This window comes from Kitasatospora sp. NPDC086009, from assembly GCF_044540385.1.
In the GTDB taxonomy this organism is placed as follows: domain Bacteria; phylum Actinomycetota; class Actinomycetes; order Streptomycetales; family Streptomycetaceae; genus Kitasatospora.
In genome coordinates this window covers 425,995-449,563 of the sequence record NZ_JBITSA010000005.1, presented here as the reverse complement: position 1 = coordinate 449,563, position 23,569 = coordinate 425,995, and the positions used below count along the sequence as shown (strand labels likewise).

General features: G+C 75.2%; 11 protein-coding genes and 1 pseudogene. 11 read left to right on the top strand and 1 reads right to left on the bottom strand.

What is annotated here, in order from left to right; translation table 11 throughout:
* Positions 1–37: 37 nt before the first annotated feature.
* The 10 genes and pseudogenes from ACIF6L_RS16355 to ACIF6L_RS16310 all read left to right on the top strand — a co-directional run.
* Positions 38–10,675, top strand: a pseudogene (locus tag ACIF6L_RS16355) (type I polyketide synthase); the annotation flags it as partial.
* A gap of 79 nt (positions 10,676–10,754) precedes the next feature.
* Positions 10,755–11,630, top strand: coding sequence for an arylamine N-acetyltransferase (locus ACIF6L_RS16350; protein WP_396487583.1), 876 nt, complete (start codon positions 10,755–10,757; stop codon positions 11,628–11,630).
* 101 nt (positions 11,631–11,731) lie between these two features.
* Positions 11,732–13,078, top strand: a complete 1,347-nt coding sequence (locus ACIF6L_RS16345; RefSeq protein WP_359807019.1) for an NAD(P)/FAD-dependent oxidoreductase — start codon at positions 11,732–11,734, stop codon at positions 13,076–13,078.
* 161 nt (positions 13,079–13,239) lie between these two features.
* Entirely contained in the window at positions 13,240–14,316 is a 1,077-nt protein-coding gene (locus ACIF6L_RS16340) for a 3-dehydroquinate synthase family protein (protein ID WP_396487581.1), read from the top strand.
* Complete coding sequence (locus ACIF6L_RS16335; RefSeq protein ID WP_396487579.1) at positions 14,313–15,749, top strand: 3-deoxy-7-phosphoheptulonate synthase; 1,437 nt, start codon at positions 14,313–14,315, stop codon at positions 15,747–15,749. Before ACIF6L_RS16340 ends, ACIF6L_RS16335 begins: the two co-directional genes overlap by 4 nt.
* The gene (locus tag ACIF6L_RS16330) at positions 15,746–16,573 is read left to right on the top strand and encodes a shikimate dehydrogenase (RefSeq protein ID WP_359807028.1); all 828 of its coding nucleotides are present in this window, start codon (positions 15,746–15,748) and stop codon (positions 16,571–16,573) included. Before ACIF6L_RS16335 ends, ACIF6L_RS16330 begins: the two co-directional genes overlap by 4 nt.
* A gap of 205 nt (positions 16,574–16,778) precedes the next feature.
* Positions 16,779–17,939, top strand: coding sequence for a 3-amino-5-hydroxybenzoate synthase (gene rifK / locus ACIF6L_RS16325; RefSeq protein WP_352294548.1), 1,161 nt, complete (start codon positions 16,779–16,781; stop codon positions 17,937–17,939).
* A complete protein-coding gene (locus ACIF6L_RS16320; RefSeq protein WP_396487577.1) occupies positions 17,936–19,039 on the top strand; it encodes a Gfo/Idh/MocA family protein in 1,104 nt (367 codons plus the stop codon). Before rifK ends, ACIF6L_RS16320 begins: the two co-directional genes overlap by 4 nt.
* The gene (locus ACIF6L_RS16315; RefSeq protein WP_359807031.1) at positions 19,036–19,731 is read left to right on the top strand and encodes an HAD-IA family hydrolase; all 696 of its coding nucleotides are present in this window, start codon (positions 19,036–19,038) and stop codon (positions 19,729–19,731) included. The genes ACIF6L_RS16320 and ACIF6L_RS16315 overlap by 4 nt, the downstream gene beginning before the upstream one ends.
* Positions 19,732–19,756: 25 nt before the next feature.
* Positions 19,757–20,704: an ROK family protein gene (locus tag ACIF6L_RS16310; protein ID WP_396487575.1), complete on the top strand. Its 948-nt coding sequence runs from the start codon at positions 19,757–19,759 to the stop codon at positions 20,702–20,704.
* Between the two features lie 51 nt (positions 20,705–20,755).
* Here the strand turns inward: ACIF6L_RS16310 and ACIF6L_RS16305 are convergent, their stop codons facing one another.
* On the bottom strand, positions 20,756–22,417 hold the full coding sequence (locus tag ACIF6L_RS16305) for a bifunctional 3-(3-hydroxy-phenyl)propionate/3-hydroxycinnamic acid hydroxylase (RefSeq protein ID WP_396487573.1): 1,662 nt from the start codon (positions 22,415–22,417) through the stop codon (positions 20,756–20,758).
* Positions 22,418–22,779: 362 nt separating this feature from the next.
* Between ACIF6L_RS16305 and ACIF6L_RS16300 the strand changes: the two genes are divergently transcribed.
* Positions 22,780–23,559: an alpha/beta fold hydrolase gene (locus ACIF6L_RS16300; RefSeq protein ID WP_329491278.1), complete on the top strand. Its 780-nt coding sequence runs from the start codon at positions 22,780–22,782 to the stop codon at positions 23,557–23,559.
* The last annotated feature ends 10 nt before the right edge of the window (positions 23,560–23,569 follow it).

Genomic DNA, 23,569 nt, shown 5'->3' with positions numbered 1-23,569 from the left:
ACAACGTGAATGGGGCAGTGAAGTGAGTACTTCATACGAGAAGCTTGTCGAGGCGCTGCGGAAGTCGCTCGAAGAGGTCGGCTCGCTGAAGAAGCGGAACCGCCAACTCGTCAGCGCCTCCAGCGAGCCTGTGGCGATCGTGGGTATGGCGTGCCGGCTGCCCGGTGGTGTCGACAGCCCGGAGGGGCTGTGGGACCTGGTCAGCGAGGGCCGGGACGGTGTCTCGGGCTTCCCCTCCGACCGGGGCTGGGACCTCGACGGGCTGTTCGACGAGGACCCGGAGAACCGCGGCACCTCCTACGTGGACCAGGGCGGCTTCCTGCACGAGGCCGGTCTCTTCGACGGGGGCTTCTTCGGGATCTCGCCGCGCGAGGCGCTCGCCATGGACCCGCAGCAGCGGCTGCTGCTGGAGACCTCCTGGGAGGCGCTGGAGCGGGCCGGCATCGACCCGGCCACGCTCAAGGGCAGCGATGTCGGGGTCTTCAACGGGATCATGGGCGTCGACTACTTCGCCGGCGGCAGCGTGCCGCCGGAGCTGGAGGGCTTCACCGGGACGGGCGCGGCCGCCAGCGTGGCGTCCGGCCGGATCTCCTACGTGTTCGGCTTCGAGGGCCCGGCGGTGACGCTCGACACCGCCTGCTCCTCCTCGCTGGTGGCGATCCACCTGGCGGCCCAGGCGCTGCGCCGCGGCGAGTGCTCGATGGCGCTGGCCGGCGGCGCGACCGTGATGGCCACCCCCGGCCTCTTCATCGACTTCTCGCGCCAGCGCGGGCTGGCGGCCGACGGCCGGTGCAAGGCGTACGCGGACGCGGCGGACGGCACGGGCTGGGCCGAGGGCGCGGGTGTGGTGGTGCTGGAGCGCCTCTCCGAGGCGCGGCGCAAGGGGCACCGGGTGCTCGCGGTGGTCCGCGGCAGCGCGGTGAACCAGGACGGCGCGTCGAACGGCCTGACCGCGCCGAACGGTCCCTCGCAGCAGCGGGTGATCCGCAAGGCGCTGGCCAACGCGGGTCTGTCCACCGCGGATGTGGACCTGGTGGAGGGCCACGGCACGGGCACGGTGCTGGGTGACCCGATCGAGGCGCAGGCCCTGCTGGCCACCTACGGTCAGGACCGGCCCGCCGAGCGGCCGTTGCGGCTCGGCTCGCTGAAGTCCAACATCGGCCACACCCAGGCCGCCGCCGGGGTGTCGGGCGTGATCAAGATGGTGCAGGCGCTGCGGCACGGCGTCATGCCGCCCACCCTGCACGTGGACGCACCGTCCACCCAGGTCGACTGGTCCGCCGGTGCGGTGGAGCTGCTCACCGAGGCGCGGGACTGGCCGGAGACCGGCCGCCCCCGCCGGGCGGCGGTGTCCGGCTTCGGCGTCAGCGGCACCAACGCCCACCTGATCCTGGAGCAGGCCCCCGAGGAGGAGGCGCGGCCGGCGGCCGTGCCCGAGGGCGTCGTCCCGCTGGTGCTGTCGGCCGCCTCGGCCGCCGCCCTGGCCGGCCAGGCCGGGCGGCTGGCCGCCTTCGTCGAGGCGTCCTCCGTCGACGCGCCCGGGGCCGGGGCGCCGGTCGCGGTGGCGGGTGCGCTGCTCGCCCAGCGCGCGGTGCTGGGCGAGCGGGCGGTGCTGGTGGCCGGCTCGCGCGAGGAGACACTGGCGGGCCTGGCCGCGCTGGCACGCGGCGAGTCCGCGCCCGCCGGGGCGAGCGGCAGCGCGTCCCCGTCCGGAGGTCCGGGGAAGGTGGTCCTCGTCTTCCCGGGGCAGGGTTCGCAGCGGGTCGGGATGGGCCGGGAGCTGGCGGAGCGGTACCCGGTGTTCGCCGAGGCCTTCGATGCTGCGTGTGCGGCGTTGGACGAGCGGTTGGCGGGGTGGACCGAGCACCCGGTCAAGGACGTGGTGTTCGGTACGGCCGGATCGCTGGACCAGACCGTGTACACCCAGGCCGGGTTGTTCGCCGTGGAGACGGCGTTGTTCCGGCTGATCGAGTCCTGGGGCGTCCGGCCGGACGCGGTCATGGGCCACTCGATCGGGGAGATCACGGCCGCCCATGTGGCCGGGGTGCTCTCGCTCGGCGACGCGGCGGCGGTGGTCGCCGCGCGGGGCCGGCTGATGCAGGCGCTGCCCTCGGGCGGCGCGATGGTGGCGGTGGCAGCCACCGAGGCCGAGGTCGCCGAACTCCTCGACGACGGCGTGGACCTGGCGGCGGTGAACGGTCCTTCGTCGGTGGTCCTCTCCGGGGAGGAGGCGGCCGTGCTGAAGGCCGCCGATAGCCTGAAGGCACAAGGCCGCAAGGTCAAGCAGCTCACCGTCTCGCACGCCTTCCACTCGGCGCTGATGGAGCCGATGCTGGCGGAGTTCGCCGCCGTGCTCGCCGACGTCGCCTGGGGCGAGGCACAGGTCCCGATCGTCTCCAACGTGACCGGACAGGTGGCCGAGCCCGGTCAACTGGCCGACCCCGCCTACTGGGTGGACCATGTCCGCCGCCCGGTCCGGTTCGCCGACGGCGTCGCCACGGCGGCCGGTCCCGGTAACGCGGTCTTCGTCGAGCTCGGCCCCGGCGCCGCGCTGAGCGGCGTGGTCGCGGAGTCCGCCGGTGCTCGCGCGGTCGCGGTGGCCGCGCTGCGCGACGGCCGCCCCGAGGCGCACACCGTGCTGGCCTCGGTCGCCGAACTCTTCGTCCGGGGCGTCGCGGTGGACTGGGCGAAGACCCTGCCCGCCGGCTTCACGCCCACCCATCTGGAGCTGCCCACCTACGCCTTCGAGCACGAGCACTACTGGCTCCCGGCCACCCCGCTGACCGACGCCACCTCGCTCGGCCAGGGCAAGGCCGACCACCCGCTGCTCGGAGCGGTCGTCCAACTGCCGCAGTCCGACGGCCTGGTGTTCACCTCCCGGCTGTCGCTGCGCACGCACGCCTGGCTCGCCGACCACGCCGTCGGGGGAGTGGTCCTCGTCCCCGGGACCGGTCTGGTGGAGCTGGCCGTGCGGGCCGGCGACGAGGTCGGTTGCGGGGTGCTGGACGAACTCGTCATCGAGGCACCGCTGGTGGTGCCCGAGCACGGCGGCCTGCGGGTCCAGGTCGCCGTCGGCGGCCCGGACGAGCGGGGCGCCCGCACGGTGGAGGTGTACTCCGCCCGCGAGGACGCGGTGGAGGGCACCGACACCGCGGGGGCCATGGACGCCTGGGTCCGCCACGCCACCGGCACACTGCTGCCGACGACGGCCGGCGCCGCCGAGCCGGAGTTCGACTTCACCGCCTGGCCGCCGCCCGGCGCGCAGCCGGTGGACATCACCGGCGGCTACGACCTGCTCGACCGCGCGGGGTACGCCTACGGCCGGTCGTTCCAGTGCGTGCGTGCGGTCTGGCGGCGCGGCGAGGAGATCTTCGCCGAGGTGGCCCTGCCAGACGAACTGCGCGAGCGGGCCGCCGGGTTCGGCATCCACCCCGGCCTGCTCGACGCCGCCCTGCACTCCAGCATGCTGGACGCGGCGGCCGCGCTGAGCGGCGCCCGGCCGGACGACGCACCGGACGAGGAGCCGGTGGTCCGGCTGCCGTTCGCCTGGAACGGGCTGGTGCTGCACGCGGCCGGGGCCGCCTCGGTCCGAGTGCGGGTCGCCCGGCCGGGGCCGGACGCCCTGTCGCTGGAGGCCGTCGACGATGCCGGCGGGCTCGTCCTGACGTTGGACTCGCTGGTCTCGCGCGCGGTCTCCGCCGAGCAGTTGGAGGCGGCGGCGGGGACGCCGGGCAGCGACGCGCTGTACCGGGTGGAGTGGACCGAGTCGGCCACCCTGCCCGCCACCCCCACCACCGGCCCGGTCCCGGCCCGGGTCATCGCCCCGGCGGACGTGGCGGCACTGTTCGAGGGCGAGGGCGAGGGCGAGGGAACCGGCGAGGGCACCGGCGCCGCCGCGCCGGCGGCGGTGCTGCTGGAGGCCGTCACCGACGGCCCCGGGGACACCCCGCTCGCGTTGACCCGGCGGGTGCTGGAGGTCGTCCGGGCCTGGCTGGCCGGGCCCGCCCCGGCGCGGGCCCGGCTGGTGGTGGTGACCAGGGGCGCGGTGCCCGCCGGTGGCGACGCCGCGGTGACCGACCCGGCCGGCAGCGCCGTCTGGGGCCTGGTCCGGGCGGCGCAGGCGGAGAACCCGGACCGGATCGTGCTGCTCGACGCCGAGGCCGGCACCGACCTCGACGCGGTCCTGACCGCCGTCCTGGCCACCGGTGAACCGCAGGTCGCCTTGCGCGGTGCGGCCCTGTCCGTGCCGCGCCTCGCCCGGGCCGGTATCGCCCGGGGCACCGAGCCGGTGCTGGACCGGGCGGGGACGGTGCTGGTCACCGGTGGTACCGGGTCGCTGGGTGCGGTGCTGGCCCGGCACCTGGTGACCGAGCACGGGATCCGGCATCTGGTGCTGACCAGCCGGCGGGGCCTGGAGGCCGACGGTGCGCGGGAGCTGGTGGCCGAACTGTACGCGCTCGGCGCCGAGTCGGTAGCCGTGCCGGCCTGTGACGTGACCGACCGGGACGCGGTGGCGGAGCTGCTGACCGCCGCCCGGCGCGACGGGCACCGGCTGACCGCCGTGGTCCACGCGGCGGGTGTCTTCGACGGCGGTGTGGTCGGCGAGATCGACCCGGAGCGGCTGGAGCGCGTCTTCGCACCGAAGGTGACGGCGACCCGGCACCTGGACGAGCTGACCCGTGAACTCGCCCCGGAACTGGACGTGTTCATCACGTACTCCTCCGTCTCGGCGGTGTTCCTGGGCGCGGGCACCGGCGCCTACGCGGCGGCGAACGCCTACCTGGACGGGCTGATGGCCCGGCGCCGGGCGGACGGCCTGCCCGCGCTGTCGCTGGCCTGGGGCCCGTGGGCGCAGAGCGACGGCATGGGCGCCGACCTGGACGAGCTGTCCCGGAGCCGGATGAACCGGCGCGGCGGCGCCCAGCCGCTGACGCCGGCGGAGGGCATGGAGCTCTTCGACACCGCGCTGCACAGTGACCGGGCGCTGCTCGTCCCGGTCAAGCTGGACCTGCGGGCCCTGCGCACGGCCGCCACGGCCGGCGCCGGGGTGCCGCCCCTGCTGCTGGGCCTGGTCCGCCCCGGCCGGCAGTCGGCGCGGGCCGCCGCGACCGGCGCCGGCGGCGGACTCGCCGGCCGACTGGCCGGGCTGGCCGCGGCCGAGCGCGAGGCGCTGCTGCTGGAGCTGGTCCGGACGCACGTCGCGTCGGTGCTCGGCCACGCGGGCGCGGCGAAGGTCGCGGCGGAGCGGGCCTTCAAGGACGCCGGCTTCGACTCGCTGACCTCCGTCGAGCTGCGCAACCGGCTGCGCGAGGCCACCGGCCTCAGCCTGCCCGCCACGGCCGTCTTCGACTACCCCACCCCGCTCGCCCTGGCCCGCTACCTGGACGGCGAGTTCGACGGCACGGCGGTCGCGGCGGGCCCGGTGGTACCGGCGGCGGCCGTGCACGATCCGGCCGATCCGGTGGCGATCGTCGGCATGGCCTGCCGGCTGCCCGGCGGGGTGGCCACCCCGGAGGACCTGTGGCGGCTGGTCACCGAGGGGCGGGACGGCGTGTCGCTGTTCCCCTCCGACCGCGGCTGGGGCCTGGACGAGCTGTTCGACGCCGACCCGGAGAGCGAGGGCACCTCCTACGTCAGCCAGGGCGGCTTCCTGCACGAGGCACCACTGTTCGACCCGGCCTTCTTCGGGATCTCGCCGCGTGAGGCGCTGGCGATGGACCCGCAGCAGCGGCTGCTGCTGGAGACCTCCTGGGAGGCGATGGAACGGGCCGGCATCGACCCGGGCTCGCTGAAGGGCACCGAGGTCGGGGTGTTCAACGGCATCATGGGCGTCGACTACTACGCCGGTGGCAGCGTGCCGCCGGAGCTGGGCGGCTTCGCGCTGACCGGCGCCGGCGCCAGTGTGGCCTCGGGCCGGGTGTCCTACGTGTTCGGGTTCGAGGGCCCGGCGGTCACCGTGGACACGGCCTGCTCCTCCTCGCTGGTGGCGATCCACCTGGCCGCCCAGGCGCTGCGCCAGGGCGAGTGCTCGCTGGCCCTGGCCGGCGGTTCGACGGTGATGTCCAGCCCGAGCATGTTCATGGAGTTCTCGCGGCAGAAGGCGCTGGCGACGGACGGCCGCTGCAAGTCCTACGCGGACGCCGCCGACGGCACCGGCTGGGCCGAGGGCGCCGGTGTGGTGGTGCTGGAGCGGCTCTCCGAGGCGCGGCGCAACGGCCACCCGGTGCTCGCGGTGCTGCGCGGGTCCGCGGTGAACCAGGACGGCGCGTCCAACGGTCTGACCGCGCCGAACGGCCCCTCCCAGCAGCGGGTGATCCGCAAGGCGCTGGCGGCGGCGGGGCTGTCGACGGCCGATGTGGACCTGGTCGAGGGCCACGGCACGGGCACCGTCCTGGGGGACCCGATCGAGGCGCAGGCGCTGCTGGCCACCTACGGTCGCGGCCGTGACCCGGAGCGCCCGCTCTGGCTGGGCTCGCTGAAGTCCAACATCGGCCACGCCCAGGCTGCGGCGGGTGTCTCGGGCGTGATCAAGATGGTGCAGGCGCTGCGGCACGGCGTGATGCCCGCGACCCTGCACGTGGACGCGCCCTCCTCGCAGGTGGACTGGACGGCGGGCGCCGTCGAGCTGCTGACCGAGGCGCGGGAGTGGCCCGAGGTGGACCGGCCGCGCCGGGCCGGGGTCTCCTCCTTCGGCCTGAGCGGGACCAACGCGCACGTGATCCTGGAGCAGGCCCCCGAGGAGCAGCCGGCCGAGGCCGGGTCCGCCCCCGACGCCGTGGTGCCGCTGGTGGTCTCGGCGAAGAACGCCGCCTCGCTGGCGGCCCAGGGCGGGCGGCTGACGGAGCTCGCCGGGGCGACCGCCCCCGCGGCGCTGGCCGGTGCGCTGCTCTCCCGGCGGGCGCTGCTCTCCGAGCGCGCGGTGGTGGTGGCCGGATCCCCGGCGGAGGCGTCGGCCGGGCTGGCCGCGCTGGCCCGGGGCGAGTCCGCCGCCGGGCTCGTGACGGGCACCGCGGGCGCGGTGGGCAAGCTCGTCCTGGTCTTCCCCGGTCAGGGGGCGCAGTGGGCCGGGATGGGCCGTGAACTGCTGGACACCTCACCGGTGTTCGCCGAGCGCATCGCCGAGTGCGCCCGCGCGCTCGGCCCCTGGGTGGACTGGTCGCTGGAGGAGGTGCTGCGCGGCGAGGCGCCGGCCGAGGTCCTGGACCGGGCCGATGTGGTGCAGCCCGCGAGCTTCGCGGTGATGGTCGGACTGGCCGCCGTCTGGGCGTCGGTGGGGGTGATCCCGGACGCGGTGCTGGGGCACTCGCAGGGCGAGATCGCGGCGGCCTGCGTGGCCGGTGCGCTCTCCCTGGAGGACGCGGCCCGGATCGTCGCGGTGCGCAGCCGGGTGATCGCCGGTCAGCTGGCCGGGCTCGGCGGGATGGCCTCGGTGGCGCTCTCCGAGGCCGAGGCGCTGGCCCGGTTGGAGCGCTGGGCGGGCCGGTTGGAAGTCGCGGTGGTCAACGGCCCCGCGTCGGTGGTGGTCGCCGGTGACCTCGACGTGCTGGACGAGGCCGTCGAGGTGCTGGCCGCCGACGGGGTACGGGTGCGCCGGGTCGCGGTGGACTTCGCCTCCCACACCCGGCACGCCGAGGCCCTGGAGGAGGTCCTGGCGGAGGCGTTCGCGGACATCCGCGGCCGGGCGCCGCTGGTCCCGCTCTTCTCGACGGTGACCGGTGAGTGGGTCCGCGAGGCCGGCGTGATCGACGGCGGCTACGTGTACCGCAACCTGCGGGACCAGGTCCGCTTCGGCCCGGCGGTCGCCGCGCTGCTCGCCGAGGACCACACGGTGTTCGTGGAGGCCAGTACCCACCCGGTGCTGGCCCAACCGATCACCGAGGTCGCCGACGGGGCCGGGGTCGAGGTCCTGGTGACCGGTTCGCTGCGGCGGGACGAGGGCGGCTTGCGCCGCCTGCTGGCCTCGATGGCCGAACTCTTCGTCCGCGGTGTGGCGGTGGACTGGACGGGCGTGCTGCCCGACGCGGCCGGTGGCGCCGAGGTGGACCTGCCGACCTACGCCTTCGACCACCAGCACTACTGGCTCCCGATGACCGCGGCGGCCACCGACGCGACCTCGCTGGGCCTGGCGGGGGTGGACCACCCGCTGCTCGGCGCGGTGGTGGAGGTGCCGGAGACCGGCGGGGTGCTGTGCACCTCCCGGCTCTCCCTGCGCACCCACCCCTGGCTGGCCGACCACGCGGTCGGCGACGTCGTGCTGGTGCCCGGGACGGGCCTGGTGGAGCTGGCCGTGCGGGCCGGTGACGAGGTCGGCTGCGGCACGCTGGACGAGCTGGTGATCGAGGCCCCGCTGATCCTGCCCGAGCAGGGCGGCGTCCGGGTGCAGGTCACCGTCGGCGGTCCGGACGAGGGCGGTGCCCGCACGGTCGCCGTGTACTCGACCCGCGAGGAGGCCGTCGGCGACCCGTGGACCCGGCACGCCACCGGTGTCCTGACGGCCACGGCCCGGGCGGCCGGGTCGCGGTTCGACTTCAGCGCCTGGCCGCCACCCGGCGCGGAGCGGGTGGAGATCGGCCCCGAGGAGTTCTACGCCGGTCTGCTGGAGCACAACTACGTCTACGGGCCGGTGTTCCGGGGCCTGCGGGCGGCCTGGCGGCGCGGTGACGAGGTCTTCGCCGAGATCGCCCTGCCGGAGGACCACCGGGGCAGCGCCGCCGGGTTCGGCATCCACCCGGCGCTGCTGGACGCGGCCCTGCACGCGAAGGCCTTCCTGAGCACGGGCGACCACCGGACGATGCTGCCGTTCGCCTGGAACGGCCTGGTCCTGCACGCCGCGGGCGCCTCGTCGCTGCGGGTGCGGGTCGCCCAGCCGGCGCCCGACGCGCTCTCGCTGGAGGCGGTCGACGAGGCCGGCGGCGCCGTCCTGACGGCCGACTCGCTGGTCTTCCGCCCGGTGTCCGCCGAGCAGTTGGGCGCGGCGGCGGGCCGTGCGGGCGGAGACTCGCTGTTCCGGGTGGACTGGACGGAGGTGCTCCCGGACGGGGCCGCCGGTTCGCCGTCCTGGGTGCGGCTGTCCACCGCCGAGGAGGTGGCCACCCTCGCGGAGGACGCGCTGTCCGGGGCGGCCGTCCCGGAGACCGCGATCCTGGAGGCGGTCACCGGCGGCGACGCGGACACCCCGCTGGACGTGACGGACCGGGTGCTGGAGGTCGTCCAGACCTGGCTGGCCGGCGCCGGGCTGGAGGAGACCCGGCTGGTGGTGGTGACCAGGGGCGCGGTGCCCGCCGGTGGCGACGCCACGGTGACGGACCCGGCCGGCGCCGCCGTCTGGGGTCTGGTCCGCGCGGCGCAGGCGGAGAACCCGGACCGGATCGTGCTGCTGGACACCGACGCGTCCGATCTGTCGGAGGTCGAGCCGCTGCTGGGGCCGGTGCTGGCCGTCGGCGAGCCGCAGGTCGCGGTGCGCGGCGCGGCGCTCCACGTGCCCCGGCTCGCCCGGGCCGGCGCCGTCGACCGGGCGGAGCCGGTGCTGGACCGGGCGGGGACGGTGCTGGTCACCGGTGGTACCGGGTCGCTGGGTGCGGTGCTGGCCCGGCACCTGGTGACCGAGCACGGGATCCGGCATCTGGTGCTGACCAGCCGGCGGGGCCTGGAGGCCGACGGTGCCCGGGAGTTGGTGGCCGAGCTGCACGCGCTCGGCGCCGAGTCGGTGGCGGTGCCGGCCTGTGACGTGACCGACCGGGACGCGGTGGCGGAGCTGCTGGCCGCCGTCCGGCACGACGGCCGCCGGCTGACCGCGGTGCTGCACGCCGCGGGCCTGTTCGACGCGGGCGTGATCGGCGAGGTCGACCGGGAGCGGCTGGAGCGGGTGTTCGCGGCGAAGGTGACGGCGACCCGGCACCTGGACGAGCTGACCCGCGAACTGGCCCCGGAGTTGGACGCGTTCGTGGTCTACTCGTCGGTGTCGGCGGTGTTCCTGGGCGCGGGCACCGGCGCCTACGCGGCGGCGAACGCCTACATGGACGGGCTGATGGCCCGGCGCCGGGCGGCCGGTCTGCCGGCGCTGTCGCTGGCCTGGGGCCTGTGGGAGCAGGAGACCGGCATGGCGGCCGGCACCGACGACCTCACCCGCAGCCGGCTGAACCGGCGCGGCGGTCTGCTGGGCATGACCCCGGCCGAGGGCATGGAGCTGTTCGACACCGCGCTGCGCGGTGACCGGGCGCTGCTGGTGCCGGCCAAGCTGGACCTGCGTGCGCTGCGCGCCGACGCCGCAGCCGGGCGCGAGGCACCGCCGCTGCTGCGCGGCCTGGTGCGCGCGAGCCGGCAGCTGGCCCGGGCCGCGGTCTCGGGGGACGAGCGGCGCAAGCTGGCCGAGCGGCTGGCCGGGCTGCCCGGCGCGGAGCGCGCGGCGCTCCTGCTGGACGTGGTCCGGGCCCAGGTCGCCGTCGTCCTCGGCTACAGCGCGTCCCACCACATCGACGTGGACCAGGGCCTCTTCGAGATCGGCTTCGACTCGCTGACCGCGCTCGAACTGCGCAACCGGCTGGGCGAACTGATGGGGGCGAAGCTCTCGGCCGGTCTTGTTTTCGATCACCCGACGCCGGGGATGATTGTCGCGCACATGCAAGAGCGCATGTTCGGCGAGGGCACGGGGGGTGTCGCGGCCATCTCGGTCTGAGCCGCCACGGCCGAGCCCCTGCCGCAGCCCCGGAGCGGTCCGGCGAGCGGCCCGGCCGACAAGCCGATGAACGACCCCGATGAACGACCCGGTGAACGACCCGATGAACGCCCCACTGAACGGCCCCGAACGAGCGGCCCTGATCCGGCTCGCGGACAAGAGAGGAGATGACGACGTGTTCGACGCGGACGCCTACCTCCGGCGCATCGGTTGCGCCGGGCAGACGCGCGTGGACATCGAGACGCTGCGCACCCTGCACAAGCGGCATCTCATGGCGATCCCGTACAACATCGCCGCCCAGGACTTCACCGACGGCATCAACCTGGTCGACCTCGACGAGGACGCCGTGTTCGAGACGGCCGTCGTCGAGGGACGGGGCGGTACCTGCTTCCAGCTGAACCGGCTGTTCTTCCGGCTGCTCGGCACCCTCGGCTACGAGGTCTCCCTGATGGCGGCCAGTACCGCCGAGGGCAGGGAGAACTTCGGCACCGAGATCGAGCACATGTTCGTCCGGGTGGCGCTGGACGGCGCCGAGTGGCTGGTCGACGTGGGCTACCCGGGGCCGTCCTACCTCGAACCGCTGCTCGTCACCGACGCGGTGCAGACCCAGTACGGCTGCCAGTACCGGCTGGTGGACCGGGGCGACGGTGAGACGGCGCTGCAGCGCCGGGGGCGGGTGACCCGCTGGAGCGTGGTCTACACCTTCAAGCTGCTGCCCCGGCGGTGGAGCGACTGGAAGGAACTGGAGGACCGCGCCCGGGAGAACCCGGCGCCGCCCCCCGAGGGGGACATGCAGGGCGTCCTCTACGGCCGGGCGTTCGAGGACGGCCAGGCCGTCCTGAAGGGCCGCCGGCACCTGACGGTCCGGGACGGACGGGAGCGGGTGCGCACCGTCGTCGACGACGACGAGCACCGCGTGCTCGTCGGCACGATCGTGTCCGGGGACCTCCCCTGACCGGCGGGAACACCGTCGGGAGCACCCGCGGGAACACCGGCGGGAGCACTTCCGGCAGCACCATTCGCAGACGATGTACGACAATTCTGGAAGGGAATCCAATGGCGAAGAACTCGGCCGATGTGGTTGTCATCGGCGGCGGCCCGGCCGGCGCGGTCAGCGCCTTTGTCCTGGCCAAGCAGGGTCATTCCGTGGTGCTCCTGGAGCGCGACGAGTTTCCGCGCTTCCACATCGGTGAGTCCCTGCTGCCCTACATGATGGGGCTTTTCGACCGGATCGGCCTGCGTGAGGCGCTGGAATCCCGCGGATACGTCCCGAAGTTCGGTGGCGAATTCATCGACCCGACGGAGAAGAAGTTCTTCTCGGGCGTCTTCCGCGCGGACTTCAGCAAGCAGGGCGAGGGGCGCTTCGACCGCGCCTTCCAGGTCGAGCGGGCCCGGTTCGACGCGATGCTCGTCGAGGAGGCGGCCAAGGCGGGCGCCGAGGTCCACCTGGGCGCCGGCGTCAAGGAGCTGCTGATGGAGGGCGACCGGATGGTCGGCGTCAGCTACGAGAAGGACGGCGAGGAGCACGAGGTCCGGGCGACCTACGTGATCGACGCCAGCGGCCGGTCCGGGCGGATCGCCAACAAGTTCGGGCTCCGCAAGACGCTGGAGAAGCTCCGGATGGTCGGGGTGTTCCGGCACTACGAGGGCCTCGACGAGAAGCACAACCTCGGGGCCGAGGGCGACATCCAGGTCGGCGCGCACAACGACGGCTGGGTGTGGGCGATCCCGATCTCCAAGGAGGTCATCAGCGTCGGCACCGTGATGCCGCGTGACACCTTCCGGGCGGCGGGCTCGCCGGAGGCGGCGTTCGACGAGCACCTGAACCGGGTGCCACGGATCACCGCGCGGCTCACCGGCACCCGGCCGAGCATGGACCTCAAGATCGAGACCGACTACTGCTACCACGCGGACACCGTCACCGGCCCCGGCTGGGTGATGGTCGGCGACGCGGGCTGCTTCGGCGACCCGATGTTCTCCGGCGGCGTGCTGGTCGCGACCGCCACCGCCACCCGCGCCGCCGAGACCCTCGACGCGGCGCTGAAGTCCCCGGCGGACGCCGACGCGCTGATCGACGAGTACTCGAACTACTTCAAGACCGGGTACGACACCTACATCCGGCTGATCCACGCCTTCTACGACGGCGAGCTGGTCTCGGTGGCCGCCGACGCCGGCCGGACCACCTCCCGCGACGCGCTGGAGCGCTACCTGATCCGGCTGATCGGCGGCGACTTCTGGAGCGAGCACAACGCCGTCGCCCAGGAGATGCGCCGGCGCCCGGAGTGGGACACCTTCGCGCCGTTCCAGCGGGTCTTCGGCTGCCCGTCCTACCCGCAGCTCGACGAGCACGACCGCAAGGAGCGGGCCGAGGCCCGCATCCTGCGGGTGACCACCGGCCAGTAACGGCCGGGCACGTCCTGCGCACGCCCGGGATCCCGGCGGCCGACCGCCGCCGGGGCCCCGGGCGCGGGTCCGGGCCCGGGTGGCACCGGAGCAGGGGCCCCACCGCGGGCGCACCACCGAAGAGTCGGCGTTCGACGTTCTACAGGACAGGTTGAAGCGGCGTGAGAGAACAAGTTCCGGTGCGCATCGGCGACCGTTCGTACGACGTGCTCATCGGCCCGGGAGTGCGCTCCTCGCTGGCCGAGGTGATCCGGGGGCTCGGTGCCCGGCGGGTGGCGGTGGTGTCGGCGCGCCCCGCCCAGTGGGTGCCCGACACGGGTGTCGAGACCCTGCTGCTGCCCGCCCGGGACGGCGAGCCGGACAAGAACCTCGCCACCGTCGAGGCGCTCTGCGCGGAGTTCGTGCGGTTCGGGCTGACCCGCTCCGACGCCGTGGTCTCCTGCGGCGGCGGCACCACCACCGACGTGGTCGGCCTGGCGGCGGCCCTCTACCACCGCGGGGTGCCCGTCGTGCACCTGCCGACCACGCTGCTGGCCCAGGTGGACGCCAGCGTCGGCGGCAAGACGGCGGTCAACCTGCCGTCCGGCAAGAACCTGGTGGGCGCCTACTGGCAGCCCGCCGCGGTGCTCTGCGACACCGACTACCTGGCGACGCTGCCGCACCGCGAGATGCTCAACGGCCTCGGCGAGATCGCCCGGTGCCACTTCATCGGCGCCGGCGACCTGCGCCCGCTGGCCCTGGCGGACCGGATCGCCGCCAGCGTGACGCTCAAGGCCGGCATCGTCTCGGCCGACGAACGCGACACCGGACTTCGGCACCTGCTCAACTACGGCCACACCCTGGGCCACGCCCTGGAGGTGGCCACCGACTTCGCGCTGCGCCACGGCGAGGCGGTCGCCGTCGGCACCGTCTTCGCGGGCCTGCTCGCGGGCGTCCTGGACCGGATCGACCCCGCCCGGGTGGACGAGCACCGGGCGGTCGTCGCCTCCTACGGCCTGCCCGGCGCGCTGCCCAAGGGCGTGCGGCCGGGCGAACTGGTCGAGCTGATGCGGCGGGACAAGAAGGCCCTCAGCGGGCTGGCCTTCGTCCTGGACGGCCCGGCGGGCGCGGAACTGGTCCACGACGTGCCCGAGCGGGCCGTCCTGGAGGCCCTGGCGCGGATGCCGCGCCGGCCGCTCGCCCGGCTCGTCGGGCACGGCGCCGACGGGCCCGCCGGGACGGGGGCGGCGGTGTCATGAGGTACTCACCACGGCGGCCGCCCGGCGGCCCGCCGGCCGCGCGGACCGGCCCGGCGGAACGGCTGCTCGCCGACCGCCTCGCCGCCGCGCTGGCCAGGCCCGCCGCGCAGCAGCCCGGCTGGCCGGACCGGGCCCGCGCGCAGGAGGTCGTCGCCCGGCTGCGCGCCGCCGCCCCGATCGTCACGCCCGCCGAGACCGCCCGGCTCGCCGAGCGGCTGGCGGCCGTCGCCCGGGGCGAGGCCTTCCTGCTCCAGGGCGGCGACTGCGCGGAGACCTTCGCCGACAACACCGAGCCGCACCTGCGCGCCAACCTCGGCCTGCTGCAGCGGATGGCCCTGGTGCTCGCCCACACCACCGGACTGCCGGTGGTGCCGGTCGCCCGGGCCGCCGGCCAGTACGCCAAGCCGCGCTCCCACCAGGTCGACGCCCACGGCCTGCCGGTCTACCGGGGCGACATCGTCAACGGCGTCGAACCCACGCCCGCCGCCCGCACCCCGGACCCGGAGCGGATGCTGCTGGCCCACGCCGAGGCCTCGCGGACGGTGGCCATCGCCCGGCGGCTCCGCCGGGACGGCCTGGGCGACCCGCACGCGCTGCACGCCGAGAACCTCCGCTTCGTCCGCGACTCGCCCGGGGGCCACCGGTACGCGCCGGCGGCCGAGGAGATCGGCCGCGGCCTGGGCCTCCCGGCCGGCCCGGGAGCCGACGGCGGGACGGCGCCCGGGAGCGAGGTCTACGTCAGCCACGAGGCCCTGCTGCTGGACTACGAGAGCGCCCTGCTCCGGGTGACGGACGACGGGCCGGAGCCGCTGTACTCCAGCGGACTGGCGCACTTCCTCTGGATCGGCGAGCGCACCCGCGGGCCCGAGGACGCGCACATCGCCTTCGCGGAGCTGCTGGCCAACCCGATCGGCGTGAAGATCGGCCCGGGCACCACCCCCGAGCAGGCGGTCGAGTACGTGCGCCGGCTCGACCCGCACGGCGCCCCCGGGCGGCTGACGCTGATCAGCCGGATGGGGCACGCGCGGGTCCGCGAGGTGCTCCCGCCGATCGTCGAGAAGGTCACCGCCTCCGGCCACCAGGTGGTCTGGCAGTGCGACCCGATGCACGGCAACTCCCGCACCGCGGACAACGGGTACAAGACCCGCCACTACGACCACGTCGTCGAGGAGATCGCCGGCTTCCTCGACGTCCACCGCGCGCTCGGCACCCACCCCGGCGGCCTCCACCTGGAGTCGACCGGGGAGGACGTCACCGAGTGCCTCGGCGGCGCCCGGAGGATCGCCGAGCACGAGCTGCCCGGCAACTACCGGACCGCCTGCGATCCGCGCCTGAACGCCGAGCAGTCGATGGAACTCGCCTTCACCGTCGCGGAGATGTTCGCGAAGACGGTCGCACAGGGCACCGCACCCCGCCCCGGGAGGCCACGATGACCGACGCCCCGCAGCACGCCGTCCCGCCCGGCCCGCCGATCGGCGGGGCCACCCGGCTGTACGCCGTCCTCGGCGACCCGGTCGCCCAGGTGCAGTCGCCCGGGCTGCTGAACCCGCTGTTCGCCAGGCTCGGCATCGACGCGGTGCTCGTCCCGGTGCACGCCCGGCCGGGAGACCTGGCCACGGTGGTCCGCGGCCTGCAGCACATCGGCAACCTGGACGGCCTGTTCGTCACCGTGCCGCACAAGGCCGCCGCCGCCGGCCTCGCCGACCGGCGCAGCCGCACCGTGGAGATCACCGGCACCGCCAACGTGCTGCGCCGCGAACCCGACGGCGGCTGGCTCGCCGAGAACTTCGACGGCTCCGGCTTCGTCGCGGGCCTGGCGCGGGCCGGCCACGACGTCCGCGGCCGCCGGGTCGCGCTGGCCGGCGCCGGCGGGGCGGGCAGCGCCATCGCGGCCGCCGTGCTCGCCGCGGGCGCGGAGCGGCTCGCCGTCACCGACCCGGACGGGCCCCGGCTGGCCGCGCTCGTCGCACGGCTGGCCGAGCACTGGCCCGGCCGGGTCCGGGCCTCGGCCGAACCGCCCCTGCACGACAGCGACATCGCGGTGAACGCCAGCCCGCTGGGCCTGCGCCCGGGCGACCCGCTGCCGTTCCGGCCGGACGCCCTCGCGCCCGGCGCCGTGGTGGCGGACATCATCATGCAACCGAGGGAGACGCCGCTGCTGCGGCTGGCGGCCGCCCTGGGGCTCGACGTCCACCACGGAATCCACATGCTGAACGGTCAGGTGGACGAGTACCGCGCATTCTTCGGGTTGCGCTGACGGGTGATCGGCAGGTCGGGGCCGACGACTACCAGAACGAGGGATGCGGGCCGCCGAGGGCGGCGCCTACTGTGAGGCCGCAATACCTTGCGTGAAATACCAGGGGCCATTGTTCCGCTCTTCCGTCGGCCACGCGCCCCGCCCGCTCAATCCCGCCAGGCCGTCCAAAAGCGGAGACCAGTTCGTAGCGGAGATTTGGAGAGACATGAACGCGCGACCGGCACCGGAATTCCCCTCCTGGCCGCAGTACGACGACGACGAGCGGAGCGGCCTGATACGCGCTCTGGAGCAGGGCCAGTGGTGGCGCATGGGCGGGGACGAGGTGAACTCCTTCGAGCGCGAGTTCGCCGACCACCACGGCGCACCGCACGCCCTGGCGGTCACCAACGGCACGCACGCGCTGGAGCTGGCGCTGCAGTGTCTGGGCGCCGGCCCCGGCACCGAGGTCATCGTGCCGGGCTTCACCTTCATCTCCTCCTCCCAGGCCGCCCAGCGGCTCGGCGCGGTCGCCGTCCCCGTCGACGTCGACCCGGTGACCTACAACATCGACGTGGCGGCCGTGGCCGCCGCGATCACCCCGCGCACCCGGGTGATCATGCCCGTGCACATGGCCGGGCTCATCGCGGACATGGACGCCCTCGGCAAGCTCTCCGAGTCCACCGGCGTCCCGCTGCTCCAGGACGCCGCGCACGCGCACGGCGCGCGCTGGCAGGGCAAGCGGGTCGGCGAGCTCGGCTCGGTGGCCGCCTTCAGCTTCCAGAACGGCAAGCTGATGACCGCCGGCGAGGGCGGCGCCCTGCTGTTCCCCGAGTCGGAGCTGTACGAGGCCGCGTTCCTGCGGCACAGCTGCGGCCGGCCGCGCACCGACCGCCGGTACTTCCACCAGATCGCCGGCACCAACATGCGGCTCAACGAGTTCTCGGCGTCCGTGCTCCGCGCCCAGCTGCGCCGCCTCGACGCCCAGACCGACCTGCGCGAGGAGCGCTGGAACCTGCTGTCCGGCCTGCTCGGCGCGATCGACGGCGTCGTCCCCCAGGGCAGCGACCCGCGGGCCGACCGCAACTCGCACTACATGGCGATGTTCCGGATCCCCGGCATCTCCGAGGAGGGCCGCAACGAGCTCGTCGACCGCCTGGTCGACGCCGGCCTGCCGGCCTTCGCCGCGTTCCGCGCGATCTACCGCACCGACGCGTTCTGGGAGACCGCCGCCCCCGACGAGACCCCGGAGGCGGTCGCCGAGCGCTGCCCCAACACCGAGGCCATCAGCCGGGACTGCGTCTGGCTGCACCACCGCGTCCTGCTCGCCTCCGAGGAGGCCCTGCACGCCACCGCCGCGATCGTCGCCGACGCAGTGGCAGCCCTGTGAGGCATCGCGCCGCCGTCGTCGGGCTCGGCTGGGCCGGCCGGGAGCTCTGGCTCTCGCGGCTCAGGACGCACGAGGACTTCGACGTGGTCGCCGTCGTCGACCCCGACCCGGCGCTGCGGGCGGCGGTCGGCGAGGCGACGGGCGTCCCCGCCCACGCGGCGGTGGACGCGCTCCACCCCGAGGACGTCGACGTCGCCGTCGTCGCCGTGCCCAACCACCTGCACGCCGAGGTGGCCGCGGCGCTGCTGCGGCGCGGCCTCGCGGTCTTCCTGGAGAAGCCGGTCTGCCTGACCTCCGCCGAGGCGGACGGCCTGGCGCGGGCCGAGCTCGACGGCGGCATGCTGCTGGCCGGCAGCGCCGCCCGGCACCGCGCCGACGTCCGCGAACTGGCCGCGCTCGTCCCCGACCTGGGGCGGGTGCGGCACGTCGACCTGTCGTGGGTGCGGGCCCGCGGCGTCCCGAAGGCCGGCGGCTGGTTCACCCGGCGCAGCACGGCCGGCGGCGGGGTGCTGGTCGACCTCGGCTGGCACCTGCTGGACGCGCTGGCCGCCCTGGTCGGGCCGGCCGAGTTCGCCCAGGTGGTCGGCGCGACCTCCGACGACTTCGTCAACGTCGGCGCCTGGTCAGCCGCCTGGCGCCAGGACCGGCCCGCCGACGCGCTCACCGGCGACGTGGAGGACACCGCCCGCGGCTTCCTGGTCCGCGAGGACGGCATCTCCGTCTCGCTGCGGGCCAGTTGGGCCTCCCACGAGGCCCTGGACGTCTCCCGGATCGTGGTCGAGGGCAGCGCCGGCAGCGCGGAACTGCGCTGCACCTTCGGCTTCAGCCCCAACCGGCAGCCCGAGCCGGTCCTGACCCTGACCCGGGAGGGCACCACCCGTCGGATCGCCGTGCCGGCGGAACCGATCGGGGCCGAGTACCGGCGCCAACTGGACGGCCTCGGGGCACTGCTGGCCGACCCCGCCCATCGCGGCCGGGCCATCGCGCAGGCGCGTGGCACGGTCCAGCTCATCGAGAGTTTCTACGAGTCGGCCCGCGTTGCCGGCCGGGCGCGATCCGCCCGTCCCGCAGCCGCCCACGAGGAGGTGAGGACCTCATGACCGCCACATCGGCACCCGGGTCCGCCACGACCACGGACAGACCAGCGAACCCCCGGCAGGCGGTCGTCTTCGACCTGGACGGGGTCATCGTCGACAGTTTCGCCGTGATGGGCCAGGCGTTCTCCATCGCCTACGCCGAGATCGTCGGCGGCGGCCCGGCGCCCTTCGAGGAGTACCAGCGCCACCAGGGCCGCTACTTCCCCGACATCATGCGGATCATGGGCCTGCCGCTGGAGATGGAGGCGCCCTTCGTCCGCGAGAGCTACCGGCTCGCGCACCAGGTGCAGGTCTTCGACGGCATCCCCGAACTGCTTCAGGAGCTCCGTGACCGGGGCCTGCGGATGGCCGTGGCCACCGGCAAGGCCGGCGACCGGGCCCGCTCCCTGCTCGACGGCCTGGGCCTGCTCCCGTACTTCGCCCACGTGATCGGCTCCGACGAGGTGGCCCGGCCCAAGCCCGCCCCCGACATCGTGCTGCGCGCGCTGGAACTGCTGGACGTACCCGCCGACCAGGCCATCATGATCGGTGACGCGCCGACCGACCTGGCCAGCGCCCGCGGCGCCGGCGTCGCCTCCGCCGCCGCCCTCTGGGCCGGTCCGGACGAGGCCGAGCTGCTCGCGGCCGGCCCCGACGTGGTGCTGCGCCGCCCGGTCGAGCTGCTCGCCCTCTGCCCGGCCCTCAGCGAGCGCTGACCCGACCGCGCGGAGGCGGCACACCATGCGGACCGGCGAGAACGGACCGGCACCGGGGCCCGGCGGCGCGGCGGAGGCCGAGGAGGCGCCGCGCTACCTCGGCATCGACGTCGGCGGCACCAAGGTCGCCCTGCGGGCGGAGTCGGCGACGGGCCGGGCCGAGGAGACCTCCTTCGCCTGGGGCCCGGGCCGCGACGCCGACCACGACCTGGCCCGGCTCGCCGAGCACGTCGGCACGCTGGCGGCCCGGTCGGGCGCGCCCTTCCGGGCCGTCGGTGTCGCGATGCCCGCCACCGTCGGCCCGGACGAGCGGGTCACCGCCTGGCCCAGCCGGCCGGAGTGGACCGGTCTGCCCCTGGGCCCGGCGCTGCGGGCGCTGTTCCCCGGGGCGGCCGTCGTCTGGGCGGACGACGGGGACCTCGCGGCCCTCGCCGAGGCCGAGGCGGCGGCCTGCGCCGACCTCCTCTACCTGGGCGTCGGCACCGGCATCGGCGGCGGCCTCGTGCTCGGCGGCCGGCTCTGCCCGGGCTCGGCGCACGGCTCCTTCGAACTCGGCCACCTGGTCGTCGAACTGGACGGCCCGGTCTGCGTCTGCGGCCGCCGGGGGTGCCTCCAGGCGACCGCCTCCGGGCCCGCCACCCTGGCCCGCGCCGAGCGGCTGCGCGGCGCGCCCGTCACCTTCGACGAGCTGCGGGCGGGGCTGCGGGCCGGGCAGTCCTGGGCCGTCACGGCGCTCGACCGGACCGGCCGCGCCCTGGCCGCCGCCGCCGTGGGCGTGGCGGAGCTGCTCCACCCCCGGCTCGCCGTGCTCGGCGGCGGCTTCGCGGCCGGGATCCCCGAACTCGTCGACCGGACGGCCGAGCACCTCGCCGCCCTCGCCCGGCCGGGCCTGACCCCGCTGCCGGTCGCCCCGGCCCGGCTGGGCGGGCTCTCCTCGCTGCGCGGCGCCGTGCTGCTGGCCCGCGGGCAGTAGGGCGCGGGACGGCCCGCCCGGACCAGCCGGTCCGGGCGGGCCGTCGCCGCGTCAGCCCCCGTGGCCCGCCGCGCCCGCCGGTACGGCGGCCGTCAGCCCGGCCCGCAGCCCGTCCACCAGCGCGGCCGCGCCCGCCGGCTCGCCGGTCGCGCCGAACACGTGGTAGTCCGGGCGGACCAGCAACGCGCTCGCCCCGTACCGCGCCAGGTAGGCCCCGTAGACGCCGTCCGTGTCCACCACCCGGACCTCGCCGGACTCCCCGGCGCCGGCGTCCCCCTGCCCGTCCCGGGTCCGGCCGGCCGGCAGCAGCCGCACCACGTGCGCCCGCAGCCCGGCCAGGAAGGAGAGCCGCTCCGCGCCGAGCCGGGCGTCCGCCCCGGGCGCGAGCAGCAGCACGAAGCCGCGCCCGACCACCTCGTCGAACAGGCCGCGGCCGCCGGGCCCGTCGACCACCCCCTGGGGCACGACCTCGCCGGCCGGCCTGAGCGGTCCGTCGCCCCCGCCGCCGTACAGCAGGCCCTCGGTGAGGGGCTTGGCCGGCTCCGGCCGGGTCGGCCCCCGGCCGTGCCGGTTGGCCAGCACCGTGGCGTCCCGCTCGGCGGCGGCGGCCGGGTCGGTCACGCAGATCACCCGGCCCAGCTGGACCGAGGCCAGGATCGACTCCCTGACCTGCGCCCGGCGTTCCCCGGTGTAGGTGTCCAGCACCGCCTCGTCGGCGAGACCGCGCAGCACGAGGTCCAGCTTCCACGACAGGTTGACCACGTCCCGGATGCCCGAGCACATGCCCTGCCCGGCGAACGGCGGCATCAGATGGGCCGCGTCACCGGCCAGCAGCACCCGGCCCGCCCGCCAGCGGTCGGCCCACCGGGCCTGGAACATGTAGGTGGTGCTGCGCAGCAGGGTGGCGGTGTCCGGCGTGACCCCGAACGGGGCGAGCAGCCGCCAGGCCGTCTCCTCGCGGTTCAGCTCGGCGGCCCGCTCGCCCGGCAGCCGCATGAACTCCCAGCGCCGGTGCCCGGGGCCGCTGCCCACCAGCGTGGTGGGCCGGGCCGGGTCGCAGATCTGCAGGTTGGTCGGTACGAACGCCCGCGGCTCGCGCAGTTCGACGTCGCACAGCAGCCACTCGTAGGAGAAGCCGAGGTCGGTGACGGGGACGTCGAGGTGGTCCCGGACGAAGCTGTTGGCGCCGTCGCAGCCCACCACCCAGCGGGCCGAGACCGTCCGCGCCGCGCCGTCCCCGTCCTCGGCCGTCACCAGGACCCGGTCGCCGTGGTCGGCGATCCCGACGACCTGCCGGCCGCGCTCCACGGTGACCCCGGGCAGCCGCGCGGTCCGGGCGGCCAGCAGTTCCTCCAGGGCGGGCTGGTGCATGGTGTTGGCATCCGGCCAGCCGTACGGGCCCGGGGTCCGGAACTCGATGTCCAGCAGGGTCTCGCCGGCCGCCGTCCGCCACTGGTAGCCGGAGGCCGGTTCGGTGATCCCGCCGAGGTCCGGGCCGATCCCGCAGGCGGCGAGCAGCCGGGCGGTCTCCCCGTCGAAGCTGGTCGCCCGGGGCAGTGTGTACGGGCGCCGGCGGCGTTCCAGCACGGTCGTCCGCCAGCCGTGCTGGGCGAGCAGGACGGCGAGCGCGGCCCCGATCGGCCCGTTGCCGACGACGACCACGTCCGTGTCCGTCGGGCCGGTCGGGGGCTCGTGCGGTGACACCTTGGGCATAGGGACCCCTCATCGCAGGGAGGCGGCGGACCGGTGCGGACCGGTGCACGGCGGGTGGGCACGGCGGCGGGAACGCGGCGGAGGAGTGCGAAGACGCGCTGCTCGGACGCCGCGGCGGCTGCGCGCGACAACGGGGCGCGACAGCCCTGGCAGGAACATCGGAAGACTACTACCGCGACCCGCGTGAAGCGTCAACGTCCGCCCCGGGCTATCAGATCGGGGGATACCACGACCGGTCTTGATCGGCCTACTGTGCGGACGTCCCGAAGAATCCGGGGACCCGTGCGCAGTCCGCCCGCCACCGCCTTCCGGCGCGGGCCCGCGGCCGCGCCACGGACCGTTGCCCGAAGGGAAGACCCGGCATGGCCCAAGCGACGACCGCCCACTACGAGAAGTGGGTCAGTGTCTTCCACCCGGTGCCGACGAGCACCGTGCGGCTCGTCTGCCTGCCCTACGCCGGCGGGTCCGCGAGCTTCTTCTTCCCGGTGTCGCGGGTGCTCGCCCCGAAGGGGATCGAGGTGCTGGCGATCCAGTACCCGGGCCGTCAGATGCGCCACCAGGAGCCGGGCATCGACAACATCCCCGAGTTCGCGGACGAGATCTTCGCGGCGGTGCGCCACCTGGACGACAAGCCGCTGGCGCTGTTCGGCCACAGCATGGGCGCGGTGCTCGCGTACGAGGTGGCCCTGCGCCTGCGGCGGGCCGGACTCCCGGCGCCGGTACGGCTGTTCGCCTCCGGCCGGCGGGCGCCGTCCCGCTACCGCGACGAGAACGTCCACACCGGCTCGGACGCCGACGTGGTGGCCGAGCTCAAGGCGCTGAGCGGTACCAGCCAGCTCATGCTGGCCGATCCGGAGAACCTGGCGATGATCCTGCCGGCCATCCGCAGCGACTACACCGCCATCGAGCGCTACCGGCACGACCCCGACCAGCGGCTGGACTGCCCGCTGACGGTGCTCGCCGGCGACAGCGACCCGCGGGTGTCGATCGACGAGGCGCGGGCCTGGGAGGAGCACACCACCGGGGCGACCGAGCTGGAGGTCCTTCCCGGCGGACACTTCTTCCTCGCCGACCGGAGCGCCGAGGTAATCGAGCTGCTGGCCCGGAGACTCACCGGGCAGGACGCCGCAACCAACCGCTGAACCACCTCCT

What these genes read in the sequence shown, in the direction of transcription:
- rifK (WP_352294548.1), top strand. Translation starts at nt 16,779, where the DNA reads ATGAACGCGCGACCGGCACCGGAATTCCCCTCCTGGCCGCAGTACGAC.
- ACIF6L_RS16300 (WP_329491278.1), top strand. Translation starts at nt 22,780, where the DNA reads ATGGCCCAAGCGACGACCGCCCACTACGAGAAGTGGGTCAGTGTCTTC.
- ACIF6L_RS16345 (WP_359807019.1), top strand. Translation starts at nt 11,732, where the DNA reads ATGGCGAAGAACTCGGCCGATGTGGTTGTCATCGGCGGCGGCCCGGCC.
- ACIF6L_RS16310 (WP_396487575.1), top strand. Translation starts at nt 19,757, where the DNA reads ATGCGGACCGGCGAGAACGGACCGGCACCGGGGCCCGGCGGCGCGGCG.
- ACIF6L_RS16330 (WP_359807028.1), top strand. Translation starts at nt 15,746, where the DNA reads ATGACCGACGCCCCGCAGCACGCCGTCCCGCCCGGCCCGCCGATCGGC.
- ACIF6L_RS16350 (WP_396487583.1), top strand. Translation starts at nt 10,755, where the DNA reads ATGAACGACCCGGTGAACGACCCGATGAACGCCCCACTGAACGGCCCC.
- ACIF6L_RS16315 (WP_359807031.1), top strand. Translation starts at nt 19,036, where the DNA reads ATGACCGCCACATCGGCACCCGGGTCCGCCACGACCACGGACAGACCA.
- ACIF6L_RS16335 (WP_396487579.1), top strand. Translation starts at nt 14,313, where the DNA reads ATGAGGTACTCACCACGGCGGCCGCCCGGCGGCCCGCCGGCCGCGCGG.
- ACIF6L_RS16305 (WP_396487573.1), bottom strand. Translation starts at nt 22,417, where the DNA reads ATGCCCAAGGTGTCACCGCACGAGCCCCCGACCGGCCCGACGGACACG.